Below are 23,869 nucleotides of genomic sequence, written 5' to 3' on the forward strand. Positions count from 1 at the left end.
TATTTCCGAAGCACATAGTATTTACTTCGGAAATATTAATTTAATGAACCTCTTTCAGTCAATTGAAAGAGGTTTATTTATTTTTACATTCTAATTAAACGACACCAATTATGAAAGCATACGTATTTCCAGGGCAAGGCGCCCAATTTACAGGAATGGGAAAAGATTTGTACGACTCCTCGCCAAAGGCCAAAGAAATGTTTGAACGTGCCAATGATATTCTAGGTTTTGACATCACAAAAATCATGTTTGAAGGCACATCTGATGAATTAAAGGAAACTAAAGTTACACAACCCGCAATATTTTTACATTCCACCATTTTAGCAGAAGTGATGGGCGATGCTTTTAAACCAGATATGGTGGCAGGGCATTCGCTTGGGGAGATTTCAGCATTAGTTGCAAATCGCACGATTGCGTTTGATGACGGTTTGAAATTGGTTTACAAAAGAGCATTGGCAATGCAAAAAGCATGCGAATCAACACCCAGTACCATGGCTGCAGTTTTAGGATTGGAAGACAGCACGGTAGAAGCCATCTGCGCAGACCAAGACGGTATTGTAGTCGCAGCAAATTATAACTGTCCAGGGCAATTGGTAATAAGTGGCGAAATTGATGCGGTTGGAAGAGCTTGCGAAGCGTTAACAGAAGCCGGCGCAAGAAGAGCACTTGTTTTACCCGTGGGAGGTGCATTCCACAGTCCATTGATGGAACCTGCGAGAGAAGAACTTGCTGCTGCTATTAAGGAAACTGTTTTTACGGCACCCGCCTGCCCTATTTATCAAAACGTTTCAACCTTTGCGGTAACTGACCCGAAAGAAATTCAGGAAAATTTAATTTTTCAATTGACGGCACCCGTAAAATGGACGCAAAGCATACAAAACATGATTGCCGATGGCGCTACCGAATTTATCGAAGTAGGGCCAGGAAATGTTCTACAAGGTTTAATGAGAAAAATAGATAGAAATGTTACGGCTAGTAAGGCTGAAATTAGTTAATAACAAGATAATATTAAAACGAAAAAAATCCCGAATGAAATTATATTCATTCGGGATTTGCTATCTGAGGTGTTTTGTTTAGGCGCTTATTTGGCATTCTTTACAATCTTTCACTTCTCCGTAATATGTCTCTCGGTATTTGTGAATTGTTTTTACAGGGATGTTAAGAATTGTTTTTTTAACGTACGTGACATTTGCCGTCAAAATACCCATGTCATTTGAAAATCTCTTTTCGGTTCTAGTTTTTCTTCTAATTTTTATCAACTTCATAACTTTTGTTTTATTGAATGTTAAAATATTCAATCATTGCAAAACAAGGTAACTCAACCGCCAACTACAAAAATAATGCGTTAAACCTTCGTTAAAATAGAATTAAAATCCTGAAATAGAGATTATTGAACTTTATTGAGTATGAGATTAGCTAATTCTCGCAGTCTTAATTGAGGGTTATCACACCCTAACTCAAATAATAACTCATCTGTTGAAAGAGCTACATTCATATTTTTAAATCTAAACACTAAAGTATAATCTGCATTTTCAACATCTTCGGCATATATAGCCTCATCCCCTAAATCATTTAAGGGTGTTAGCATTTCTCCAGGAAAGAAATCATTACTAAGAATTTCATAGAAATTTATCGCCGCGTCAACATTAGCAGCTTCCCATAAAGTAGCAGTATATAATTCCTGTGATGCAACAGCATTTTCTCTAATAATATAACTGCATGTAACATCCGAACCTATTCCTTGAGTATTCTGTTCTTCAACTCCGCATAGCGATGGCAAGTTTACACCAGCAAAAAAATCTCCGCATGTACCTATAGACACTAATGTTGCTTCTTGGTTTTCGGTGTTTGTATCGTCATCTTTATCGCAACCAATAAATGAAAAGACAGTGAGCAATAGAATAGCTGTTTTTAATTTCAAATTTTTCATAATAAATACTTTCATTTTTAGATTAATTTTTTTTCTCACAGCTTTATGTCTACGGCTTTTAATTTGTTAACATCGAAGGGTAAAAATTAATTTCTTACATAAGAAAAAAAGAGTCATTGCTAAACCATTGCAAATAAAAAATGGTTGCTACAGAAGTAACAACCATTTAAATTAATCGATTTTAAACAAACTTATTTTGTCACAAAATCAATAACCGTTTTTGTGATAAAATCTATTTGTTCGTCATCAAGTTCAGTATGCATTGGTAATGAAATAACTTCCTTTACCAATTTGTTAGTCACTTTAAAATTTACTTCTTCATATCGAGTATCGGCATACGCTTTTTGCAAATGCAACGGAATAGGATAATAAACACCGCACGGAATATCATTTGCATTCAAATGCTTCACAAGCGCATCTCTATCTGAATTGATAATCCTCAACGTGTATTGATGAAAAACATGACAGTCGCAAGTATCACAAATTGAATTTCCAGCATTGCAAAAACCTGTTGGAGTTACAATTTGATTTATACCCTCAAAAGCTTTCGTATATTTTCTTGCTGCGTTTCTACGAGCTGTATTGTACTCGTTTAATTTTGGCAATTTTGCACGTAAAACAGCCGCTTGAATTGAATCAAGTCTAGAATTTACTCCTACCACATCGTGGTGGTAACGCTCGTACATACCATGATTTACGATGCCTCTTAAAATATGTGCTAATTTATCGTCATTAGTGAATATGGCACCGCCATCTCCATAACATCCTAAATTTTTTGAAGGAAAAAAAGAGGTCGAACCTACGTGACCAATTCCACCAGTCATAGTTTTCGTGCCATTTTTTGAAGTATATTTTGAGCCTATTCCTTGCGCATTATCTTCAATCACATACAAATTATGACGCTCGGCAAGTTCCATAGTTTCATCCATATTTGCGGCAAGACCAAACAAATGAACAGGTACAATCGCTTTTGTTTTTGGAGTGATTGCCTTTTCCAAGGCTGCGATATCAATATTAAAATTTACTGGATCAACATCTACAAGTATTGGTGTTAACTGCAAAAGTGCAATCACCTCAACAGTTGCAGCAAAGGTAAAATCGGCAGTAATCACTTCATCACCAGGTTTTAAGCCAAGACCCATCATTGCAATCTGTAAAGCATCAGTTCCATTCGCACAGGGAATCACGTGTTTTACACCCAAATATTCTTCAAGTTCCTTTTGAAATGCATGCACCTCAGGACCATTAATAAATGCAGTAGTTTCAATCACTTCTTGGATGGATGCATCCACACGTTCTTTTATTGTTGCATATTGACCTTGGAGGTCGACCATTTGTATTTTTTTCATCTTCAACACCCGTAAAGTTGGGCAACTATTAAATATCGTCAGTCAGAAAGCCTGTCTTCGTTGTTATTATTAAAATACAAAAATACTAAAATTGAGAATGCAAAAGAGTATAAAGGATGAAAACCATAAACTGCATTTTTGTACTTTAGCAAACTATGCAAACCGTCTATAACACGCTCACATATCTCATTTACGCAGGCCTTAGGGTAGCGCAATGGTTTGTGCCAAAACTCAAACTCTTTGTACAAGGAAGAAAAAATACATTTACTATTCTTTCTTCGGAAATTTCTAAAAACGACAAAACTATTTGGTTTCATTGTGCCTCTTTGGGCGAATTTGAACAAGGGTTGCCTATTATGGAAGCCATGAAATTAAAATTTCCGAAGCATAAATTAGTAGTTAGTTTTTTCTCGCCATCTGGCTATGAAAACAAGAAAAACACTCCCATTGCAGACACAGTTGTTTATTTACCAATGGACACGGTGGCAAATGCAAAACAATTTATTAAAGCCATAAATCCCACGTTAGCAGTATTTGTGAAGTACGAATTTTGGCCCAATTATCTAGCACAGCTGAAACGTAACAACATCAAAACGCTGTTAGTCTCAGGGGTATTTAGAGAGGATCAATTATTTTTCAAGTCCTACGGAAATTTTATGCGGAAAGCACTCCACACGTTTGACCACTTTTTCCTTCAAGACAAAAATAGTGAAGTACTGTTGAAACAATCAGGGTTTGAAAACTGCACCGTAAGTGGGGACACAAGGTTTGACAGAGTGTCGCGACAAATTGAAATGGATAATACCTTAGATTATATTGAAAAATTTAAAAGTGATTCCACATGCATTGTATGTGGAAGCACGTGGCCAGAAGATGAAAATGTGCTTGTTGATTATATCAATAACGCACCTCCACCAACCAAATTTATCATCGCTCCTCATCAAATTGAATTTTCAAAAGTGGCAAGTTTGAGAGAGAAATTAACGGTTAAAAATGTTTTGTTCAGTGAAATAGCTTTAGAAAATTCAGCCTCGCTTGATGCTCCAGTGCCACTGGAAAGCTATCAGGTTTTTATTGTAGATACTATTGGATTATTGACAAAAATTTACAGCTATGCAGATATCGCTTACGTGGGCGGAGCGATGGGAACTACTGGATTGCATAATATTTTAGAGCCAGCGACTTTTGGAGTTCCTATTGTAATTGGGCACAATTTTTCAAAATTCCCTGAGGCGGAAAGATTGCGCTCTTTGGCTGGATTGTTCTCTATCAGTAGTAAGGAAGAGTGCAGTGAGATTTTAGATAAATTAGTAAACGACAAAAATTTCCGAAGTAAAACTGGAATGATTGCGGAGCACTGGATTAATAGTAATACTGGGGCGACGACAGTAGTGATGGATTATTTAGAAAACTCAATTTAAGGAATATACTAAACTGTCACAGCCTCATTTAAATAACGCCGAAACGGTAGTAGTTCTTTGTAAACCTCAATTACTCTATCACTAAAATCGGGAGACATTATTTCTTGGCGAGTAAGATTTACTCCCACAGCAAAGGATTTTTTTCTTAGTAAATCAATGTGTTTGTGGTCCTGTGAATATCCTTTTGGAGATGTTTTTAACGGGTTATCTTCCATAAGTTCTCCGAACATATTTTTGAAAGACTTTTTATTAATAATCTTTTTAAAATCTTCACCATTGTAATCAATAGCGGCTCTAATACTTTTTAATAATTTTGAAGATGGATGCCAATAACCACCACCAATAAAGTTTTCTGAAATCCCGATATGAATATAAAAATCACCTTGTTTACTACGTTGATCAAGTCCAGCCCCAAAATGGTCCTTATACACCGGCTTATTGGGATGGAACATTAGATTATTATTGATACGATTAATTGCTTTTTTGCCCGGTGTATCAAAATAATCAGGGTCAATTTTTGCAAGTTCTATATTCATTGTATTTAACCAATCTATATAAAAGTCACGAACGTCGTGGTAATGCTCACGATGTTCATCCATCCATTCCTTGTTATTATTTTTATTGAGCTCTTCCAAGAATGCGTAAAGTTTTTTAAAAGACATATTTCTAAATTTATATTAAAATTATGAAGTTTTTACGAAAAATTTATTAAATAATTATCATTTTACAAATGTTAAAAAAGTAAATTTGCCAATTATATTTTAATTTCTATATTTATGAAACTTAGATTTTTAACGTTTGCAATATTTTTAGTTACACTTTCATCTGCAACGTCTTGTAGAGAAAAAACCACCGAAACTAAAACAGTTATCCGGGAAGTTGAAGTTGAGAAAGTTGAGAAAAACGATGAAGGAATTCTTGAACGTGCTGCAAAGAAAGTGGACAATGAAGTAAACGAAGAAATTGACAAAAAAATTGACAAAATAGGAAATGACGATTAAATATTAATTAAACAAGTAAACCCTAACCTAACATATTAACTAAAACTATCTTATTATGAAAAAAATAATTTTAACATTAGCTGTAATAGCAACGCTTGGAACTACACTTGTTTCTTGCAGAGATACAAAAAAAGAAACGATTGAAGTGGAAGTTTCTGACGATGCCGAAGGTGCTATTGATGACGTTGAAGATGCAATGGACGATGCAGGTGATGCAATTGAGGATGCTGCAGATGACGTAGAAGATGTAATCACAGGCGAAGACGATACTAATTAATTTTTTAAATTTCTAAAATGAAAAAAATAATTTTAATGGCTGTTGCCATATTTGCAATTGGTTTTACTTCTTGTGAAGACAAAAAGAAAACCGAAGCAGAAACTATCATAGAGGATGCTAGAGAAGATGGAGCTAGTATCGAAATCAAAGATGATGGTGATAAAGTAAAAATTAAAGAAGCGGATGGTGACGAAATCAAAATCAAAACAGATGATGATGGCGTTAAAATCAAAACTGACGACAATAACTAGAAATTAGTTATTATTCTAAAAACGTAAAAAGCGATTCTCAAATGAGAATCGCTTTTTTATTGATGTGAATTCTCAATCTTAAGTATTCAAATTATTTATCTGCCCCTTTAATTCTTCCATAGATTGCTGCAATTCTCTTAACAACGAACTTTCATTGGGTTCATCAATACCAAAAGTAAGTTTACTATTTACAAGCCATAATTCTTGGATGTTTTTAACTTCCACCTCAATAGGAATGTATTCTTGATTTAATGATATAAGCCGCACTTTTTCTGGAGAATTTGGCACTTTCTGTAATTTTTTTACGAGTACAGAATCATTTAAAACAACAATATAAATCTTGCTATCACTAGCTTCTGAGACATTTGGAACTGCTTTTCCAAGCAACCATTCGTTAGGCCTAATGTTTGGTAGCATACTGTCCCCTTCAACTTGAAATCCTCTATAGGTAGCATTTCGATATTGAGGTAATGGAATATTAAAAGCCGGCAATGTCTCATACCACTCCACATCTTGAATGTTATGTGGATATCCTGCAGCCGCTTTTTGATTTACTAATGCAATGGTGTCATTTTGATTTACGTCCAGTGTAATCACTTTTGGACTCACATCGCCTCCATTTATATTCACTACTTTAGTATAGCTTTCCCCAAACAACCACAGAGGATTGATGGAAAATTGTTTGAGTAATTCCATCACTATTTTTCCAGAAATCTTGGTTTTACCACGTTCAATATCAGCCGTGGTTGCACCAATTCCAAGTAAATCCGCAAAGGATTGCTGCGTATGATATTGCTCTTCCCTGATTTTTTTAAATCTCCGAGCTTCAATAGAAAGTTTTGAATCCATATTCAAATATACTTTTTTTTGGAATAAATCCAAATTTATCTTCGGAAAATTTCCTATTTAAAGGATTATTTCCATAATTTTGTCGTATTTCCGAAGTAAATCTTGACCTACTATGAATTTTGAACGCATCAAAGAAAAAATAAATATCCTCGCTGACGCCGCAAAATACGATGTGTCCTGTTCTTCCAGCGGAAGCAAACGTACCAACAAAAACAAGGGAATTGGCGACAGCAGCGGGATGGGGATTTGCCATACATACACAGAAGATGGCCGGTGCGTTTCGTTGCTCAAAATACTTTTGACCAATCATTGCATTTTTGATTGCGCATATTGTGTTACTCGGAAAAGTAACGACATCAAACGCGCGGCATTTAAAATACAGGAAGTGGTAGATTTAACAATTAATTTCTATCGCCGAAACTATATCGAGGGTCTTTTTTTAAGTAGCGGTATTTTTAAAAATGCAGACTATACGATGGAACGTCTTGTGGCCGTCGCTAAAAAATTGCGGGAAGAAGAAAACTTTAATGGTTACATACATTTAAAATCCATTCCGGGAGCGAGCGATGAGTTGATGCGCGAAGCTGGGTTGTATGCGGATAGACTTTCGGTAAATATTGAGATACCTTCTGTTAAGGGTTTAAAACTTTTAGCTCCAGATAAAAATCGGGAAGATTTCATAAAACCTATGGAAAAGGTTAAAAATGAAATTATACAATACAAGAGCGAAAAAAAATTAATCAAATCTACTCCCATTTACGCCCCTGCTGGGCAAAGCACACAAATGATTGTTGGTGCCAGTGGCGAGACCGATGCCGAAATCATGTACACATCTGCTCAATTTTATAAAAATTTCAATTTAAAAAGAGTGTATTATTCTGGTTACATACCTATTAGTTATGACGATAGACTTCCCTCCATTGGCACCGAAGTTCCAGTATTAAGAGAAAATAGATTATACCAAACCGATTGGCTATTGAGGTTTTACGGCTTTGATGTTCGAGAAATATTAAACAAAGAGCACCCCAATCTAGATACGGATATTGACCCAAAATTGAGTTGGGCGTTGCGTAATCTTCAATACTTTCCCGTTGATGTTAATAAAGCGGACAAGCGAATGCTAGCAAGAATCCCTGGCCTTGGAATGAAAAGTGTTTATAAAATTATGAATGCTCGTAAATTTAGAAAATTGAATTGGGAACATTTAAGCGCCATTGGTTTGGCATTGAACAGAGCAAAATATTTTATGGTTTGCGACTCCCGAAATTTTGAGACCAAAGACCGAACTGCCGCCCAAATTAAAGGACTCATTTTACAAGAGTCGAAAAGTAAATTTTCTAAAACATACAGCAATCAATTAAACCTTTTTGACTCAAACCTTCCATTAACCATATGATTACTATTTTAAAATATGACGGCACGTTTGAAGGTTTTTTAACTTGCGTTTTTGAGGTTTATGAACGTAAACTTGAAACGGTATCAATTAAAAAGTCAAGCATCGCTATGGAAACTTTTTTTGATGAAGCTGAAATCGTAATTTCCGATGAGAAAAAAGCAGCTCGTGTTTGGCAAGGTTTAAAGAAGAAATGTTCTGTTGCCGGGACCTCAAATATGTATCGAGCATTTTTGAGCGAATTTGATGATATTGAAAATACCTTGCTGGGATATATTAGATATGCTTTTAGTAGCGCTCAAAATATTGATGGTGACTTCGGAAATGAGCATGTTTTGAGAACTTCGAAAGTTGCCAAAATGGTGGGGCGGGAAAAACACAGAATGGATGCCTTTGTTAGATTTAGAGTGACTAGAGATGGTCTTTATTTTGCAACGATTGAACCAGATTATAATGTACTACCACTAAATCTGAAGCATTTTAAAAATAGGTATGCAGACCAACGATGGATCATCTATGATTTAAAACGAAAGTATGGTTTGTATTACGATATGAAAACTGTGGAAACTATAAGTATAGATTTGGCTCCAACAATTAATATTTCAGAAAAAAATGAAGACTACTTTACCATAGAGGAATTTGACTATCAAAATCTTTGGCAAAATTATTTTAAAAGCACCAATATTGCATCTCGTAAAAATACGAAATTGCACATAAGGCATGTGCCAAAAAGGTATTGGAAATATTTAAGTGAAAAACAACCCATGTTAAAAAAATGACTAATTTCGCTATGTTAAACATTAACCTAAACAACAATTAAAATGAAAAAATTATTTGTAACATTTGCAGCTTTAGCTTTAATCGTATCTGTATCTTCTTGTAGAGAAACCACCAAAGAAAGTGCTCAAGAAACTCTTGGGAAAGCAGCTGAAGATACTGAGAACAACCTTGAAGAAGCTGGAGATGCTATTGAAAATGCTGCTGAAAAAACGGGTGATGCTATCGAGAACGCTGCTCAAGACGTTGAGGATGAAATTGAAGGGAACGACGATAATTAATTTTTAATGAATTAATAATCACAGAAATTGATGGAATTTAAACATCGATATTTCGTATTTAAATTAGTCAAAAAAAAATCGCGATAATTCATTCAAATCCTATAAAATATTTTAAATTTGCCAACTCTTAAGAAATTAAGATGCGGTCTTAGTAAAATTCGCGAAAATAGCTCAGTTGGTAGAGCGCCACCTTGCCAAGGTGGAGGTCGCGGGTTCGAATCCCGTTTTTCGCTCAATATATCAACAATTTATGTTGTAGGGATATAAAAAATACCAATGCTGAAGTGGTGGAATTGGTAGACACGCTGGACTTAAAATCCAGTGGGCAGTAATGTCCGTACGGGTTCAAGTCCCGTCTTCAGTACAAATGAGTAGAAAGCCAAGTCGAAGGACTTGGCTTTTTGCATTTTATAATTACCAATACAGAATGTTAATTTTTTAACTTTCATTTCAGTATAAACGTTAAATAGTACATTTTAACTTATTTATATTACACTTTATCTATTTTTTATTATTTTTATAGTGTTACTAAGCTCCCCATAACTTTTTAATATGTATCGCTATGAAAAAGGTAATACTCTTATTGCTGTCGAGCTTTTCACTATTCGCCCAAGTGGGCATAAATACAACAGACCCAAACGCAACATTAGACATAAACGGTGACCTAATGATTAGAACAACGGACTGGGAAGGAGATATGGCTCAGGCGACAAACTCCATTTTAGTTACCTCAGGCGGCATAGTAAAAAAAGTACCTTTAAAGGATGCGATTGAAGAGATTTACAAAACTGCCGTCAAAGGAAGTTTTAATACCTCTTCAACTATTTCAATTTCATTGGGTGGTGGTTCTGGAGTTGTACCCTTCAATAATGAAGAGTTCGATATAAATGATGAGTTCGACACTACCACGCACACTTTCACTGCAAAACAAGATGGAATCTATAGGATTTACGTTCAGATAAAGCAAAACAACCTTCTCATTTCAACAAATTATGGTGTTAGAATAATGAAAAACGGCACTGTTATTCAAAAAAATTCCTTTGCTAATTTAAGTGTAGCTTTTGTTGATGTGACCTCACCTATTAGAAGCATTCAAACGCTAGTTGAACTAAATGAAGAGGATGAAATAACATTTGAAATAGAAAGTAGTTTAACTAGTGTTAGTACCAATCTTGTAGGCTCCTCAGCGAGTAGCTTTTTTACCATCGAGAGAATACGTTAAAAACAAATATCATTTGCCTTTTTTCACTTTCGCACTCCTTTGCAGCATACGCTTCATTTCATTGAGTTTCATCAATGCCTCCACCGGAGTCAAGGTATCAATATCGATTTCTGAAATCTCATCACGCAGCTCCTCCAATAAAGGATCATCTAAATTGAAAAAGCTAAGCTGCATTTCCTCTTCAGAAATTTGCTTCATCTTGTCACTTAACTCTTCGGAAGAATGACTTTTCTCGAGCCGTTTTAAAATTTTATTAGCTCTATTTAAAACTGCTTGCGGCATTCCCGCCATTTTTGCTACGTGAATTCCAAACGAATGATGTGAGCCTCCCGGAACCAATTTCCGAAGAAAAAGTACATCATCCTTCAACTCTTTTACTGAAACATTGTAATTCTTAATTCGAGAAAAAGTTTCGGTCATTTCATTTATTTCGTGGTAATGGGTGGCAAACAATGTTTTTGCGTGGCTTGGATGTTCGTGCAGGTATTCACTAATCGCCCATGCTATAGAAATACCATCATACGTACTTGTCCCTCGACCAATTTCATCAAGAAGCACGAGACTGCGTTCGCTAATATTATTCAAAATACTGGCTGTTTCATTCATCTCTACCATAAAAGTAGATTCGCCCATAGAAATATTATCGCTCGCTCCCACTCTCGTGAAAATCTTATCAACTACACCCAATCGCACTTCGCCCGCAGGAACGAAACTTCCCATTTGCGCAAGTAAAACAATCAAAGCCGTCTGACGCAAAATCGCACTTTTACCGCTCATGTTTGGACCGGTAATCATAATAATTTGCTGATTCTCTCTATCAAGAAAAACATCGTTAGCAATAAACGGTGCATCTGGCGGCAACTGTTTTTCAATTACGGGATGACGACCGTCCTTAATATGTAGGTCTGTACTTTCATCAAAATCAGGTCGCACATATTTGGCCGCTTTTGCATGAGAAGCAAATGAGCATAGACAATCCACCTCAGCAATGAGCGCCGCATTTTGTTGTACTGGTGTAATAAATTGCAACATCCATTGTACTAATTTTGCGAAAATCTCTTGCTCTAAGGCACTTATTTTTTCTTCAGCACCTAGAATTTTTGTCTCGTATTCTTTTAATTCTTCAGTAATATAGCGCTCTGCACTAACTAAAGTTTGCTTTCGAATCCACTCCTGTGGAACTTTATCTTTATGTGTATTTCTAACTTCAATATAATAGCCAAACACATTATTACTGGCAATCTTTAAAGATGTTATCCCTGTGCGTTCCGTTTCTCTTGCCAGCATTTTGTCAAGATATTCCTTACCACCTGTAGCAATGGCGCGCAACTCATCAAGTTCATCGTGAAAGCCAGAAGCGATTGTGTTACCTTTTAAAATATTAACAGGCGCCTCTTCTTTAATTGTCTCTTTTATTTTATCCCGTAGCAATTGACATTCGTGCAATTGTTCACCAATTATTTTAAGCGATTCATTATCACTTGCCATTGCAGCAATCTTCACCGGACTTACAGCTTCCAAAGAATTTTTTAACTGTATCACCTCTCTTGGACTAATCTTTCCTGTTGCTACTTTAGAAATCAACCGTTCTAAATCGCCTATCCTTTTAATGTGTGTCTGCACATTCGCAAGCACGTTCACATTTTCCAGCAGATAGCTCACCACCTCATGACGGCGGTTAATCGTATCAATATTTTTTAAAGGCAACGCCATCCATCGTTTTAACTTACGACCGCCCATGGGCGAAATTGTTTTATCAATCACATCCAATAAAGTGACTGCATTTTGTTGATTGGAATGATACAATTCAAGATTGCGAATCGTAAATCTGTCCATCCACACATATTCATCCTCCGCAATACGAGACACTCTCGAAATATGCTCTAATTTTTTATGTTGCGTCTCTCCCAGATAATGAAGCGCAGCGCCACTTGCAATAATCCCATTTTCTAAATGGTCAATCCCAAAACCTTTTAAATTTTTTGTACCGAAATGCTTTTGCAATGTTTCTTTTGAGTAATCCATTTGAAATACCCAATCTTCTAAATGGAACACATGAAAATTATCGCCAAACGTTTCAGAAAACTGTTTCCTTTTTTGTTTACTGAAAAGCACTTCGGAAGGATTAAAATTCTGAAGCAATTTATCCACATACTCGGCATTCCCTTCCGAAGTAAGAAATTCTCCCGTAGAAATATCTAAAAAAGAAACACCAATTTTTTTAGTACCTGAGCCTGTAGAAGGACCAAAATGCACAGCAGCCAAAAAGTTATTCGACTTGGACTGCAAGATATCATCATTCATTGCAACCCCCGGAGTTACTAGCTCCGTTACGCCTCTTTTAACAATATTCTTAGTGAGTTTTGGGTCTTCGAGTTGGTCACAAATAGCAACCCTGCATCCCGCCATCACAAGTTTGGGCAGATAGGTATTTAAAGAATGATGTGGAAAACCGGCAAGTTCAATATTATCGCCACCGTTATTTCGGGCAGTCAATGTAATGTTTAAAATTCCAGCAGCTCTTACCGCATCCTCACCAAAAGTTTCATAAAAATCACCCACTCTAAACAACAACAAAGCATCAGGATATTTCGCCTTAATGGTATTGTATTGTTTCATTAAAGGGGTTACTTTTTTCGGCTTGCTCATATTTATTATCCGCGAAAGCAGATATCTTTTGGATTAATTACTTCGGAAATTTTAAACATCTCAAAAATACCGAAATATTAAAATTTCCGAAGAAATCATAACCCGTAGTTATCCACTTTTAAAAGTAAGATGGAGGGATTTATCAACAAAAAGGAGAAAAAGCCAAACTGAAATTAAAATTGAAGCTGAAAAATCTAGGTATAGAATATCAGGAAGCTAAAACAACTCCGAGGCAATCGTTCTAATATTATCACTTTTCCCCATTGAATAGTAATGCAAAACAGGTACTCCAGCTTTCACTAACTCCTTACTTTGAGCGACACACCACTCAATCCCCACTTGCCTAACGGCGTTGTTATCCTTACATTTTACAATCGCCATGATAAGGTCATCGGGTAACTCGCATGAAAAACGATGCGGAATTAAATTGAGTTGCTTCTTTGTCGCTATGGGTTTCAATCCCGGAATTATGGGAACGGTAATTCCCTCCTTTCGGCATTTATTGACAAACTTAAAGTACTTTTCATTGTCGTAAAAAAGCTGCGTTACTATGTAGCTAGCACCATTTGCAATTTTCTTTTTTATAAAATGAATATCGCTATCAAGACTCGGCGCTTCAATGTGTTTTTCGGGATAGCCTGCAACGCCTATGCAAAAATCGGTTTCTGCTTGATTTTGAATTTCAGCATCCAGATATTTCCCTTTATTGAGCGCTTGAATCTGGCTTACCAATTCGCTTGCATATTTATGGCCTTCGCGTTCTGGTGTAAAATAGGTTTCGTTTCTAACAGCATCTCCGCGTAATGCCATCACATTATCAATACCTAAAAATCCCAAGTCAATCAAAAAATTCTCGGTATCCTCTTTTGTAAATCCACCGCATAAAATGTGCGGTATTGCATCTACATCATATTTGTTTTGTATTGCAGCACAAATACCCACGGTGCCAGGACGTTTTCGAACTACTTTCCTTTTGAGCAATCCGTTTTCCTGTTCTTGATATACGTATTCCTCGCGATGATAAGTCACATCAATAAATGGGGGTTTGAATTCCATCAACGGATCAATATTATCAAATATTTGCTGAATATTCTGCCCTTTTAATGGTGGCAAAATTTCAAAACTGAACTGCGTATTACCATTACCATTTTCTATGTGTTCTATTACTTTCATAGGCCCCTTAGCCCCCAAAGGAGGTATTTATTTTTTTTACTCAAAGTAAAAACTGATTTATCTTTATTCATCTACTAATCAATAACACAAAAATAGAGTTCTCACTCAATGTGCTAGTCGGCAATATTTGGCGCCAGCCATTTTGTTGCTTTTTCTACTGAAATTTGCTTGCGATTGGCAAAATCTTTTACTTGATCCTCTTTGATTTTCCCAAGTCCGAAATAGCGTGCTTCTGGATTTCCAAAATAATATCCACTTACCGAAGCTGCTGGCCACATCGCCAATCCATCGGTCAACTCCACTCCTATTTCTTCTTTTACATTTAATAGTTCCCAAATGGTTAATTTCTCTAAATGGTCTGGACATGCTGGATATCCTGGTGCGGGGCGAATTCCTTTGTAGCTTTCCCTAATCAAATCTTCATTACTCAATGTTTCGTTTGCTGCGTAGCCCCAATGATTTGTCCGTACTTCTTTGTGTAAATATTCGGCAAAGGCTTCTGCGAGTCTATCGGCTAATGCCTTTACCATTATTGAATTATAATCGTCATTTTCTGCTTCGTATTTCTCAGCCAATTCCTTTGTGCCAAAACCTGTGCTCACACAAAAGCACCCCATATAATCTTGGATACCTGTTTCGGATGGAGCGATAAAATCTGACAATGCAATGTTGGGTCTTCCGGTCGCTTTTTTTGATTGTTGGCGCAGGGTACGGAATATAGCCCCCCTAACCCCCGAAGGGTAAACAAACTCAACTTTTTCGCCCAACACCGAATCATCTCCCCTTTGGGGGCTAGGGGGGCTTATTTCAATATCATCATCGTTGATGGTATTTGCTTCAAATAATCCAAAAATAGCTTTTGCTATCAACAGTTTTTCTGAAATAATTTTATCAAGAATAACTTGAGCATCTTTGAACAATTCGGTGGCTTGCTCACCAACAACGTCATCTTCTAATAGCTGCGGAAATTTGCCATGTAAATCCCAACTTCTAAAAAATGGACTCCAATCAATGTAATCTCTTAAGATTTCCAAATCTAAATTTTCAATCTTTTGGATTCCTAAGTTTTTCGGTTTAAAAATTCCTGCCTTACCGGCAGGCAGGTCCGAAGTACTCCAATCTATTTTAAATTTATTCGCTCTTGCTTCAGTAATCGTCACATATTCTTTGGTACGTTGCCTTCCAAAAAAGCTGTCTCTAAACACAGCATAATCCTCCTTCAACTCTTTTTTATACGTATCTTTTCTTTCTTTTTGCAGTAAATCTCCAACAACCGTAACCGCCCTCGAAGCATCATTTACATGGACTACAGCGTGTTTGTATTGAGGATCAATTTTAACTGCGGTATGTGCTTTGCTCGTTGTTGCGCCTCCTATCATTAAAGGAACTTCAAAATTTTGTCGTTGCATTTCTTTGGCCAAAAATACCATTTCATCAAGGGACGGTGTTATCAAACCGCTCAAACCAATAATATCCACATTATGAGCTTTAGCCTCCGCAATGATTTTCTCTGGCGGCACCATTACTCCAAGATCTATAATTTCATAATTATTACAAGCCAGCACTACCGAAACAATATTTTTCCCAATATCGTGCACATCCCCTTTTACCGTTGCCATTAATATTTTGCCAGCGCCAGATTGTTGGACTTTAGCATCTTTATTTGTAAGCAAATCTTTTTCCAGTTGTTTTTGCTTTTCAGCTTCAATATAAGGTTCTAAATATGCCACGGCTTTTTTCATGACGCGGGCACTTTTAACTACTTGGGGAAGGAACATTTTACCGCTACCAAAAAGGTCTCCCACCACATTCATTCCTGTCATCAAATGACCTTCAATAACCTCGATGGGAGCAGCTGCCTCTTTTCTTGCCTGTTCCACATCTTCAATAATGTATTGATCTATTCCTTTTACAAGTGCTCGTGTAATTCGTTTTTGGAGCGGTTCATTTCTCCAACTTAAATCGACTGTGCTTTCTTTTACTTTACCAACAACGGTTTCGGCAAAATCTAATAGTCTTTCGGTGGCATCATCTCGACGGTCGAACATGACATCTTCCACGTGCTCCAATAAATCCTTCGGGATATCGTCATAAATCTCCAACATCGCAGGATTTACAATCCCTATGTTCATTCCGGCTTTAATAGCGTGATATAAAAACACAGAATGCATCGCTTCTCTTACGGTATTATTTCCTCGGAAACTAAACGACACATTACTCACCCCACCACTTACACTGCAATACGGCAAATTTGCTTTTACCCATCGTGTTGCATCAATAAAATAAATGGCGTTTTTGCGATGTTCATCCATCCCCGTTGCCACAGGAAAAATATTTAAATCAAAGATGATATCTTCAGGTTTGAAGCCTACCGTATTCACTAAAATATCATAGGAGCGTTTTGAGATTTCGCAACGACGTTCATAGGTATCTGCTTGTCCCACTTCGTCAAAAGCCATTACAATGACAGCCGCACCATACCGTTTTATGCTTTTAGCGTGGTGGATAAATTCGGTTTCTCCTTCTTTAAGGCTTATTGAATTTACTACACATTTGCCCTGCACCACTTGAAGTCCCGCTTCAATAATTTCCCATTTTGAACTATCAATCATAATAGGAACGCGTGCAATATCTGGCTCGGCAACAATCAAATTTAAAAAACGAACCATCGCAGTCTTCCCGTCTATGAGTCCGTCGTCCATGTTGATGTCAATTATCTGCGCGCCATTTTCTACTTGTTCACGTGCAATCGCCAATGCCTCTTCAAATTTTTCCTCTTTTATCAAGCGTAAAAATTTTCGGGAACCGGCTACGTTTGTTCGTTCACCCACGTTGATAAAATTACTTTCGGGAGTGATAATGAGCGGTTCTAAACCTGATAATTTTAGCACTCGGTTTTGGGTGTTATTTATTTCCGAAGTCAAAGTTTTTGTATGTTTTGTTTCTGAAATATTAGACATACAACGCTGGTGTATTTAGGGGACGTGGCTTGTATTCGCTCGCAATTTTTGCGATGGCATTTATATGCGGCGGTGTTGTACCACAGCAACCTCCAATAATATTAATGAGTTTTTTATCCAGGTATTCTCTAATCTGTTCTGCCATTTGCTCGGGTGTTTCATCGTATTCTCCAAAGGCGTTTGGCAGCCCCGCGTTAGGATATGCGCTTATAGCTACATCTGTATGATTGCTCACCACCTCAAGATGAGGCGTTAATTGTTTAGCACCCAAAGCACAATTGAAACCAACGCTCAACAACGGAATGTGAGAAATTGATATCAAAAAAGCTTCAGCCGTTTGCCCAGATAATGTGCGTCCCGAGGCGTCTGTTATCGTGCCGCTCACCATAATGGGGATTTCAATTTGACGTTCTTCTTTGATTTCCTCAATCGCGAAAAGTGCTGCTTTTGCATTGAGTGTGTCAAAAATAGTTTCCACGAGCAAAATATCTACACCTCCGTCGAGTAAAGCTTCGGCTTGTTGTTTGTATGCAACTCGTAATTCGTCAAAGGAAATCGCCCTAAAACCTGGGTCGTCTACATCTGGACTCATGCTCGCCGTTTTATTTGTTGGACCAATTGCCCCTGCTACAAATCTGGGTTTATGTGGTTCTTTATTAGTAAAACTATCTGCAACTTCTCGGGCAATTTTGGCGCTTTCAAAATTGAGTTCATACACCAAATCCTCCATATCATAATCCGCCATCGCAATGGTAGTTCCAGAAAATGTATTGGTCTCAACGATATCTGCTCCAGCGGCAAAGTACTTGGCGTGAACCTCAGCAATCGCCTTGGGCTGTGTGATGGAAAGCAAATCGTTATTCCCTTTTACCGACGTATGAAAATCCTTAAATCGTTCTCCACGGAAATCGTCTTCGGTAAAATTATACCGTTGCAACATAGTCCCCATCGCTCCGTCGAGGATGAGGATTCTTTCTTTTAACACTTCATGGATTGATTTTGGCATTTAGTTTTATTAGGTATTAAGTATTCTTTATTTTTAGGTAGTTTTCGACTGCGTTTAGCTTGACATTTTTTAAATTAAAACTTAGCAACTAGTCTTAAAATATCTCCAAAAACCCCTCTTGCAGTTACCTCAGCACCTGCTCCGGCACCTTGAATGACCAAAGGGTTTTTGCTGTAATTTTCGGTATAAATTTCAAAAATAGTATCACTTACTTTTAATTGCCCAAGGACACTATTTTTTGAAACTGAAACCAATTTAACTTCTAAAACAGCTCCATCATTTTTTGATAAATCGCCCGATAATTCTCCCACATATCGCAGCACATTATTCTGTCCATGTTTGTTTTTTTCTAATTCAAATTGAGAGTCTAACCCATCAATATGCCTTAAAAACACATCTTTTTCTAAGGTCCTAAAACGTTTTGGGATTAGATTTTGTACTTCAACATCTTCCAGTTCGTTGAACAATTCCAACTCTCTGGCGAGGATTAATAACTTACGCGCAACATCCTTTCCGCAAAGGTCTTCTCTTGGGTCTGGCTCAGTAAGTCCTAATGAAATTGCCTCTTTTAAAACTTCACTAAATGGTTTTTCTTCTTCGGAAAAGGTATTAAAGATATAACTCAGTGATCCTGAAAAAACTCCTTTGATCCTCGTAATATTCTCTCCCGAAAGATGCAACAACTTTATAGTGTCAATCAACGGAAGTCCTGCACCTACATTTGTTTCATAAAGATATTCTTTGTCGTTTTCAGCCAACACCTTTCTTAGTGAATTGTATGACTCTAAAGATTGTGTGTTGGCAATTTTATTAGAGGAAACTAAATGAAACCCATTGGCAACAAGTGTTTCATAATTTGAAACAAAAGTAGCATCGGCAGTGTTATCAATTGCAATAAGGTTTTCTAGTTTATGCTCTTTTACAAAAGTGATAATTTTTTCTATTGAACATGGAATCCCTTCGGCAACCTTAAGCTCTTTCCAATTTTCTTTTACACCATCTTTATTTAATAACACCGTTGTAGAATTTGCAACTCCCACGATAATTAACTTCAAAGATTTTCTATTCAAAAAATCCTTTTTCTCTTTTAAGATTTGTTTAATCAATGCACCGCCCACAAGACCGTGACCAAAAATCACCACATTTACATTTGTTTTTTTCAAGAGAGCCAAATCTATTTTTTCAATCTCTTTTATTATTATTTCTGCGCTCATAATTTCTATAGGGTTATGCCACAACAGCGTTAGTAGTTGAAGCAACTCTTTTAAATGTGATTTCTATATCTTTTATCAAATCTTCGGCATTTTCAATACCACAACTCAATCGTATCAATGAATCTTTGATACCTGCCTGCAATCTTTTTTCTCTAGGTACTGAAGCATGCGTCATTTGTGGTGGATGGCATAATAAACTTTTTACACCGCCTAAACTTTCGGCAAGTTTAAAGTATTCTGTATTTGTTACAAAAGCATTTGCCGCTGCAACGGTATCTTCTTTTAATGTAAATGAAACGATACCACCAAACAATCCATTTTGTTGTCTTTTTGCAATTTCGTGATTTTTATGTGTAGCCAATCCTGGGAAAAACACAGAGTCAACTTGGTCACATTTCAGAAGAAATTCTGCTACTTTTTGTCCGTTTTCGCATTGTTTTCTGTAGCGAATGTCTAACGTTTCAATCCCACGAATGGTCAAGAAACAATCCCACGGACCTAAAATTCCACCCGAAGCATTTTGAATAAACTTTATTTTTTCGCTCAATACTTGCGTTTTTGTAACAACCAATCCAGCTACCAAATCGCTGTGACCACCAATGTATTTTGTACCACTATGGATTACAATATCGGCTCCCAGCGAGAGTGGCTGCTGTGCAATCGGACTTGCGAATGTATTATCAACGACCAATAATGCGTTAATGCTTTTTGCAATTTTAGCAATCGCCGCAATGTCACTTACTTTTAAAGTGGGGTTTGTTGGCGACTCAATCCAAATGAATTTTGTTTTACTGCTCACGGCATTCGCTACATTTTCAACTTCGGTGGTGTCCACATATTTAATGGTAATGCCCAATTTTTCGTACACGTGCGTAAATAAACGGTAGGCACCGCCATAAATATCATCAACCGCGATAATCTCGTCACCGGCAGATAATGTTTTCAGAACAGCATCAATTGCGGCAAGCCCCGTGGCAAAAGCAAATGCGCCGTGACCACCTTCGAGTCCTGCCACAACATCTTCCAGCGCCTTGCGGGTTGGGTTGTTGCTTCGGGCATAATCGTAGCCTTTGTTTACGCCGGGAGCTTCTTGAATAAATGTTGAAGTTTGGTACACTGGTACCGAAATTGCACCCGTTAACGGGTCACTTGGAATGGAATGGATAATTTTTGTTGCACTCATTTTTCTAAAAATTTTCTTCGGTCTCGCTTTTCGTTTTACGCGAACCCTATTAATAATTGTTTAAGAAAAATGTTATAAGAAATTGACTACAATACACAGCAAGCATATTGGGTTGTCGTTATCTATCGCCGGTTTATAAAAAACCGTTGTAGAATGTAGCACCTTCTGTTACCGCTAAAGCGGCGTTACAGGGTTGCTAAGGCTTCAATGGGTCTAATCCCTCCGCCTTTCTTGATAACATTTCAGTAAAGTTTTGAACTTTGTCTGCGCAAATATTGTGAAATAAATAATTATAAAACAAATAATTTTAGATTTTTTTTCTGAAATTTTAAAATTTAAAATAATTTAAAGGAATATTTTCCGTTTTAAACAATTAACACCTCAAGTAATCGGTGGATTAAATTTCCGACGGAAATAAATTCTATTTTTGCGCTATGAAATACCGAAAATTAAAGAACAGCGAACTTGACCGTATCGATGCCGAAACTTTTAAGGCACAGGAAAAAACACCTTTGATTATCATTCTTGATAACATTAGAAGCCTAAATAACATAGGTTCGGTTTTTAGAACGGCGGATGCTTTTTTGGTGAAAAAGATTTATCTCTGCGGTATTACAGCGCAACCTCCACACAAGGATATTCAAAAAACCGCGCTCGGAGCTACGGATAGCGTTGCTTGGGAATATGCCGAAAACACAATGGATATTGTAAAAAAACTACAAGCCGAAGGCGTTTTTGTAGCGAGTATTGAACAAGCCGAACTATCCATCCCACTTCAAGAATTTTCTACTCAAAAGTCGCTCACATACGCCATTGTTTTTGGTCACGAAGTAAAGGGCGTTCAACAACAAATTGTAACCGAAAGCGATGCTGTGATTGAAATCCCACAGTATGGGACCAAGCATTCTTTAAATATTGCCGTAAGTACGGGAGTGGTTGTCTGGGATTTGTTTTGTAAGCTAACGTTGAAATAGCAATAATTTTTTGTCAGCTATTTAATCTTTTTGTCAATCTAGAATTTGATGTAAAATTGAAAGATAATCGGCTCTGTTTTTAATAAAATCCAATTCTGAAATGTCTATGATTCTGATATTTTCGTTATGCTGATTTTTAATAAACTCTAAATAACCGTCGTTAATTTTCTGAAGATATGCTGGCTTGATTCCTTTTTCGTAGGACCTTCCTCTTTTTTTGATATTCTCTAAAAGTCGTTCAGTATTTTGATAGAGATAAATGTAAACATCTGGTTTTGGAAGCTCTTTATGCATTAGATGAAATAGCTTCTTGTACAAATTAAATTCCTCAGCCTGCAAGGTTACTTGAGCAAAAATCAATGATTTGTAAGCGTCATAATCTGCAATTACACAATCGTTGAACAAATCAAATTGTGTAATATCCTCAAGCAACTGTTGATAACGGTCTGCCAGAAAAGACATTTCTAACGGAAAAGCATACCGTGCTTGGTCTTCATAAAATTTAGGCAAAAACGGGTTATCCTTAAAACGTTCCAAGATTAATTTACCATTAAAGTCACATGCCATTAAATGTGCTAAACTTGTTTTTCCCGCACCAATATTTCCTTCAATGGCGATGTAATTTAGCTTACTGAAATCAAAATCCTTTTGGGGATTTCTAAGCCATTTTGAAAGTTTTGTAATTGAAGTTGCGTCCTCAGTTATTTCTAATAGTTCTGAAATTGTTTTTTGAAAAACGGGATGCACCAATTGGTTATTAATTTCAGCAAGGGGCTGAAGGACAAATTTACGTGCTTGCATTCGTGGGTGCGGGACTCGTAGATTTCTTTTATCAATAATTTCATCGTTATATAGCAATATATCTATATCGATTGGACGCGATTGATATTGCGTCCCTTTTTTTTCTTCTCTGCCTATTTTCCTTTCAATTTCTAAAATTCCTTTTAGCAATTTTGATACGGAATAATTTGATTGCACCAATACAACACAATTCAAAAAATCACCTCCTTCAAATCCCATCGCTGGGGTTTCATAGACAGACGAAATTTTAGTCACCGAACCTATTTGTTTAAAAATGGCATCCACCGCATTTTGAAGATATTCAAAGCGATTACCCATATTGCTGCCTAGCCCTAGATATATGTTGTTTAGTGGGTTGATGAGTAATGAGAATTTAAGTTCAATTTAAGAAAAACAAAACTACTCGCAATTATCTTTGTTTACAATAAAACTATGGTGAAACAATTAACATTTGGTCAGCAACTATTGGCGCAACGTGTCTATTTAATTTTAGCTGCGTTGTTTATTTGTTCTTTGGTGGTTTCTAATTTAATATTTCAGAAGTTCTTTTACTGGGATTTTTTTGGACTGTACAATTTTGAAATTTCCGTGGGAATCTTACCCTATCCTATTACCTTTTTAATCACTGACATTATTAGTGAGGTTTATGGAAAGAAGAAAGCCAACCAAGTGGTAACAGCTGGTATTTTCGCTTCGCTGTTTTCGTTGCTTATAGTTATTGTGGCAGATGCCGTTCCCGCAACTGCATGGAGTCCAATTGATGATGGGATTTTCAGTAACGTTTTTGGAGCCACTTCGATTGCCGTTACAGCTTCAATGGTGGCATACTTATTGGCACAATTTATAGACATCCAGATTTTCCACTTTTGGAAACGAATCACCAAAGGAAAACATTTATGGCTACGGAACAATTTTTCAACGTTTCTATCACAATTTGTAGATACTGCGGCGGTTTTATTGTTGCTTTGCAGTTTTGGAAAAATTGAGTGGGAGTTGTTTAGTGGCCTACTATTGGCGGGTTTTCTTTTTAAGGTTTTGGTCGCTGTTTTAGACACTCCGTTTTTGTATTTATTTGTTGGAATACTTCGGAAAAAATTTGGATTGAGGATGGGAGAAGAAATTCCAGAAATAAGCAACAATAGTTTAAATTGAATTAAA

Annotated in this window: 23 protein-coding genes, 2 tRNA genes and 1 riboswitch; of the genes, 13 read left to right on the forward strand and 12 right to left on the reverse strand. The window is 36.6% G+C overall.

What is annotated here, in order from left to right:
- The first annotated feature begins 110 nt into the window (after positions 1–110).
- Positions 111–995 carry an ACP S-malonyltransferase gene (gene fabD, locus ACSHW7_RS13405; RefSeq protein WP_435679875.1) on the forward strand — a complete coding sequence of 295 codons (885 nt, stop codon included), beginning with the start codon at positions 111–113 and terminating at the stop codon, positions 993–995.
- A 78-nt stretch (positions 996–1,073) separates the two neighbouring features.
- Here the strand turns inward: fabD and ACSHW7_RS13410 are convergent, their stop codons facing one another.
- The 3 genes from ACSHW7_RS13410 to ACSHW7_RS13420 all read right to left on the reverse strand — a co-directional run bounded on the left by ACSHW7_RS13410 (position 1,074) and on the right by ACSHW7_RS13420 (position 3,279).
- Entirely contained in the window at positions 1,074–1,265 is a 192-nt protein-coding gene (locus ACSHW7_RS13410; RefSeq protein ID WP_435679876.1) for a hypothetical protein, read from the reverse strand.
- Positions 1,266–1,387: 122 nt separating this feature from the next.
- Entirely contained in the window at positions 1,388–1,930 is a 543-nt protein-coding gene (locus ACSHW7_RS13415) for a hypothetical protein (RefSeq protein ID WP_435679877.1), read from the reverse strand.
- A 191-nt stretch (positions 1,931–2,121) separates the two neighbouring features.
- The gene (locus ACSHW7_RS13420; protein WP_435679878.1) at positions 2,122–3,279 is read right to left on the reverse strand and encodes a DegT/DnrJ/EryC1/StrS family aminotransferase; all 1,158 of its coding nucleotides are present in this window, start codon (positions 3,277–3,279) and stop codon (positions 2,122–2,124) included.
- A 155-nt stretch (positions 3,280–3,434) separates the two neighbouring features.
- Here ACSHW7_RS13420 and ACSHW7_RS13425 point away from each other — a divergent pair, with 155 nt between their 5' ends.
- Positions 3,435–4,700, forward strand: a complete 1,266-nt coding sequence (locus ACSHW7_RS13425; RefSeq protein ID WP_435679879.1) for a 3-deoxy-D-manno-octulosonic acid transferase — start codon at positions 3,435–3,437, stop codon at positions 4,698–4,700.
- Positions 4,701–4,708: 8 nt separating this feature from the next.
- On the opposite strand, the gene ACSHW7_RS13430 is transcribed toward ACSHW7_RS13425, so the two are convergent.
- Positions 4,709–5,362 carry a DUF2461 domain-containing protein gene (locus ACSHW7_RS13430; protein ID WP_435679880.1) on the reverse strand — a complete coding sequence of 218 codons (654 nt, stop codon included), beginning with the start codon at positions 5,360–5,362 and terminating at the stop codon, positions 4,709–4,711.
- 114 nt (positions 5,363–5,476) lie between these two features.
- Between ACSHW7_RS13430 and ACSHW7_RS13435 the strand changes: the two genes are divergently transcribed.
- The 3 genes from ACSHW7_RS13435 to ACSHW7_RS13445 are packed head-to-tail and all read left to right on the forward strand — an operon-like array spanning position 5,477 to position 6,229.
- Positions 5,477–5,701, forward strand: a complete 225-nt coding sequence (locus ACSHW7_RS13435; protein WP_435679881.1) for a hypothetical protein — start codon at positions 5,477–5,479, stop codon at positions 5,699–5,701.
- Between the two features lie 55 nt (positions 5,702–5,756).
- A complete protein-coding gene (locus ACSHW7_RS13440) occupies positions 5,757–5,978 on the forward strand; it encodes a hypothetical protein (RefSeq protein WP_435679882.1) in 222 nt (73 codons plus the stop codon).
- 17 nt (positions 5,979–5,995) lie between these two features.
- Complete coding sequence (locus ACSHW7_RS13445) at positions 5,996–6,229, forward strand: hypothetical protein (protein WP_435679883.1); 234 nt, start codon at positions 5,996–5,998, stop codon at positions 6,227–6,229.
- Between the two features lie 78 nt (positions 6,230–6,307).
- Here ACSHW7_RS13445 and ACSHW7_RS13450 read toward each other — a convergent pair whose 3' ends face one another.
- Positions 6,308–7,078 (reverse strand): XRE family transcriptional regulator, encoded by a 771-nt coding sequence (locus ACSHW7_RS13450; protein ID WP_435679884.1) that lies wholly within the window; start codon positions 7,076–7,078, stop codon positions 6,308–6,310.
- Between the two features lie 112 nt (positions 7,079–7,190).
- Between ACSHW7_RS13450 and ACSHW7_RS13455 the strand changes: the two genes are divergently transcribed.
- The 6 genes from ACSHW7_RS13455 (at position 7,191) to ACSHW7_RS13480 (ending at position 10,751) form a co-directional block, all read left to right on the forward strand.
- Entirely contained in the window at positions 7,191–8,474 is a 1,284-nt protein-coding gene (locus tag ACSHW7_RS13455) for a putative DNA modification/repair radical SAM protein (protein WP_435679885.1), read from the forward strand.
- Positions 8,471–9,250, forward strand: a complete 780-nt coding sequence (locus ACSHW7_RS13460) for a TIGR03915 family putative DNA repair protein (RefSeq protein WP_435679886.1) — start codon at positions 8,471–8,473, stop codon at positions 9,248–9,250. The genes ACSHW7_RS13455 and ACSHW7_RS13460 overlap by 4 nt, the downstream gene beginning before the upstream one ends.
- Positions 9,251–9,292: 42 nt before the next feature.
- Entirely contained in the window at positions 9,293–9,529 is a 237-nt protein-coding gene (locus tag ACSHW7_RS13465; protein WP_435679887.1) for a hypothetical protein, read from the forward strand.
- A gap of 160 nt (positions 9,530–9,689) precedes the next feature.
- Positions 9,690–9,762 (forward strand) — tRNA-Gly (locus tag ACSHW7_RS13470).
- Between the two features lie 45 nt (positions 9,763–9,807).
- Positions 9,808–9,893: transfer RNA gene (locus tag ACSHW7_RS13475), tRNA-Leu, on the forward strand.
- A 198-nt stretch (positions 9,894–10,091) separates the two neighbouring features.
- A complete protein-coding gene (locus ACSHW7_RS13480) occupies positions 10,092–10,751 on the forward strand; it encodes a C1q-like domain-containing protein (protein ID WP_435679888.1) in 660 nt (219 codons plus the stop codon).
- Between the two features lie 9 nt (positions 10,752–10,760).
- Here ACSHW7_RS13480 and mutS read toward each other — a convergent pair whose 3' ends face one another.
- The 6 genes from mutS to ACSHW7_RS13510 all read right to left on the reverse strand — a co-directional run bounded on the left by mutS (position 10,761) and on the right by ACSHW7_RS13510 (position 20,936).
- Entirely contained in the window at positions 10,761–13,400 is a 2,640-nt protein-coding gene (mutS, locus tag ACSHW7_RS13485) for a DNA mismatch repair protein MutS (RefSeq protein WP_435679889.1), read from the reverse strand.
- A 216-nt stretch (positions 13,401–13,616) separates the two neighbouring features.
- Entirely contained in the window at positions 13,617–14,573 is a 957-nt protein-coding gene (metF, locus tag ACSHW7_RS13490; RefSeq protein WP_435679890.1) for a methylenetetrahydrofolate reductase [NAD(P)H], read from the reverse strand.
- 113 nt (positions 14,574–14,686) lie between these two features.
- On the reverse strand, positions 14,687–17,533 hold the full coding sequence (gene metH, locus ACSHW7_RS13495; protein ID WP_435679891.1) for a methionine synthase: 2,847 nt from the start codon (positions 17,531–17,533) through the stop codon (positions 14,687–14,689).
- Positions 17,526–18,539, reverse strand: coding sequence for a homocysteine S-methyltransferase family protein (locus tag ACSHW7_RS13500; protein WP_435679892.1), 1,014 nt, complete (start codon positions 18,537–18,539; stop codon positions 17,526–17,528). The genes metH and ACSHW7_RS13500 overlap by 8 nt, the downstream gene beginning before the upstream one ends.
- A 74-nt stretch (positions 18,540–18,613) precedes the next feature.
- Positions 18,614–19,753 (reverse strand): aspartate kinase, encoded by a 1,140-nt coding sequence (locus ACSHW7_RS13505; RefSeq protein WP_435679893.1) that lies wholly within the window; start codon positions 19,751–19,753, stop codon positions 18,614–18,616.
- A gap of 13 nt (positions 19,754–19,766) precedes the next feature.
- Positions 19,767–20,936, reverse strand: coding sequence for a trans-sulfuration enzyme family protein (locus tag ACSHW7_RS13510; RefSeq protein ID WP_435679894.1), 1,170 nt, complete (start codon positions 20,934–20,936; stop codon positions 19,767–19,769).
- Positions 20,937–21,051: 115 nt separating this feature from the next.
- Positions 21,052–21,177, reverse strand: a riboswitch (SAM riboswitch).
- Positions 21,178–21,370: 193 nt separating this feature from the next.
- Between ACSHW7_RS13510 and ACSHW7_RS13515 the strand changes: the two genes are divergently transcribed.
- Entirely contained in the window at positions 21,371–21,910 is a 540-nt protein-coding gene (locus ACSHW7_RS13515; protein ID WP_435679895.1) for an RNA methyltransferase, read from the forward strand.
- 33 nt (positions 21,911–21,943) lie between these two features.
- Here ACSHW7_RS13515 and folK read toward each other — a convergent pair whose 3' ends face one another.
- Entirely contained in the window at positions 21,944–23,071 is a 1,128-nt protein-coding gene (folK, locus tag ACSHW7_RS13520) for a 2-amino-4-hydroxy-6-hydroxymethyldihydropteridine diphosphokinase (protein WP_435679923.1), read from the reverse strand.
- Positions 23,072–23,143: 72 nt separating this feature from the next.
- Between folK and ACSHW7_RS13525 the strand changes: the two genes are divergently transcribed.
- Positions 23,144–23,863: a queuosine precursor transporter gene (locus ACSHW7_RS13525; protein WP_435679896.1), complete on the forward strand. Its 720-nt coding sequence runs from the start codon at positions 23,144–23,146 to the stop codon at positions 23,861–23,863.
- Positions 23,864–23,869: the final 6 nt, after the last annotated feature.

It is taken from the genome of Patiriisocius sp., from assembly GCF_051252435.1.
Classification (GTDB): domain Bacteria; phylum Bacteroidota; class Bacteroidia; order Flavobacteriales; family Flavobacteriaceae; genus Patiriisocius.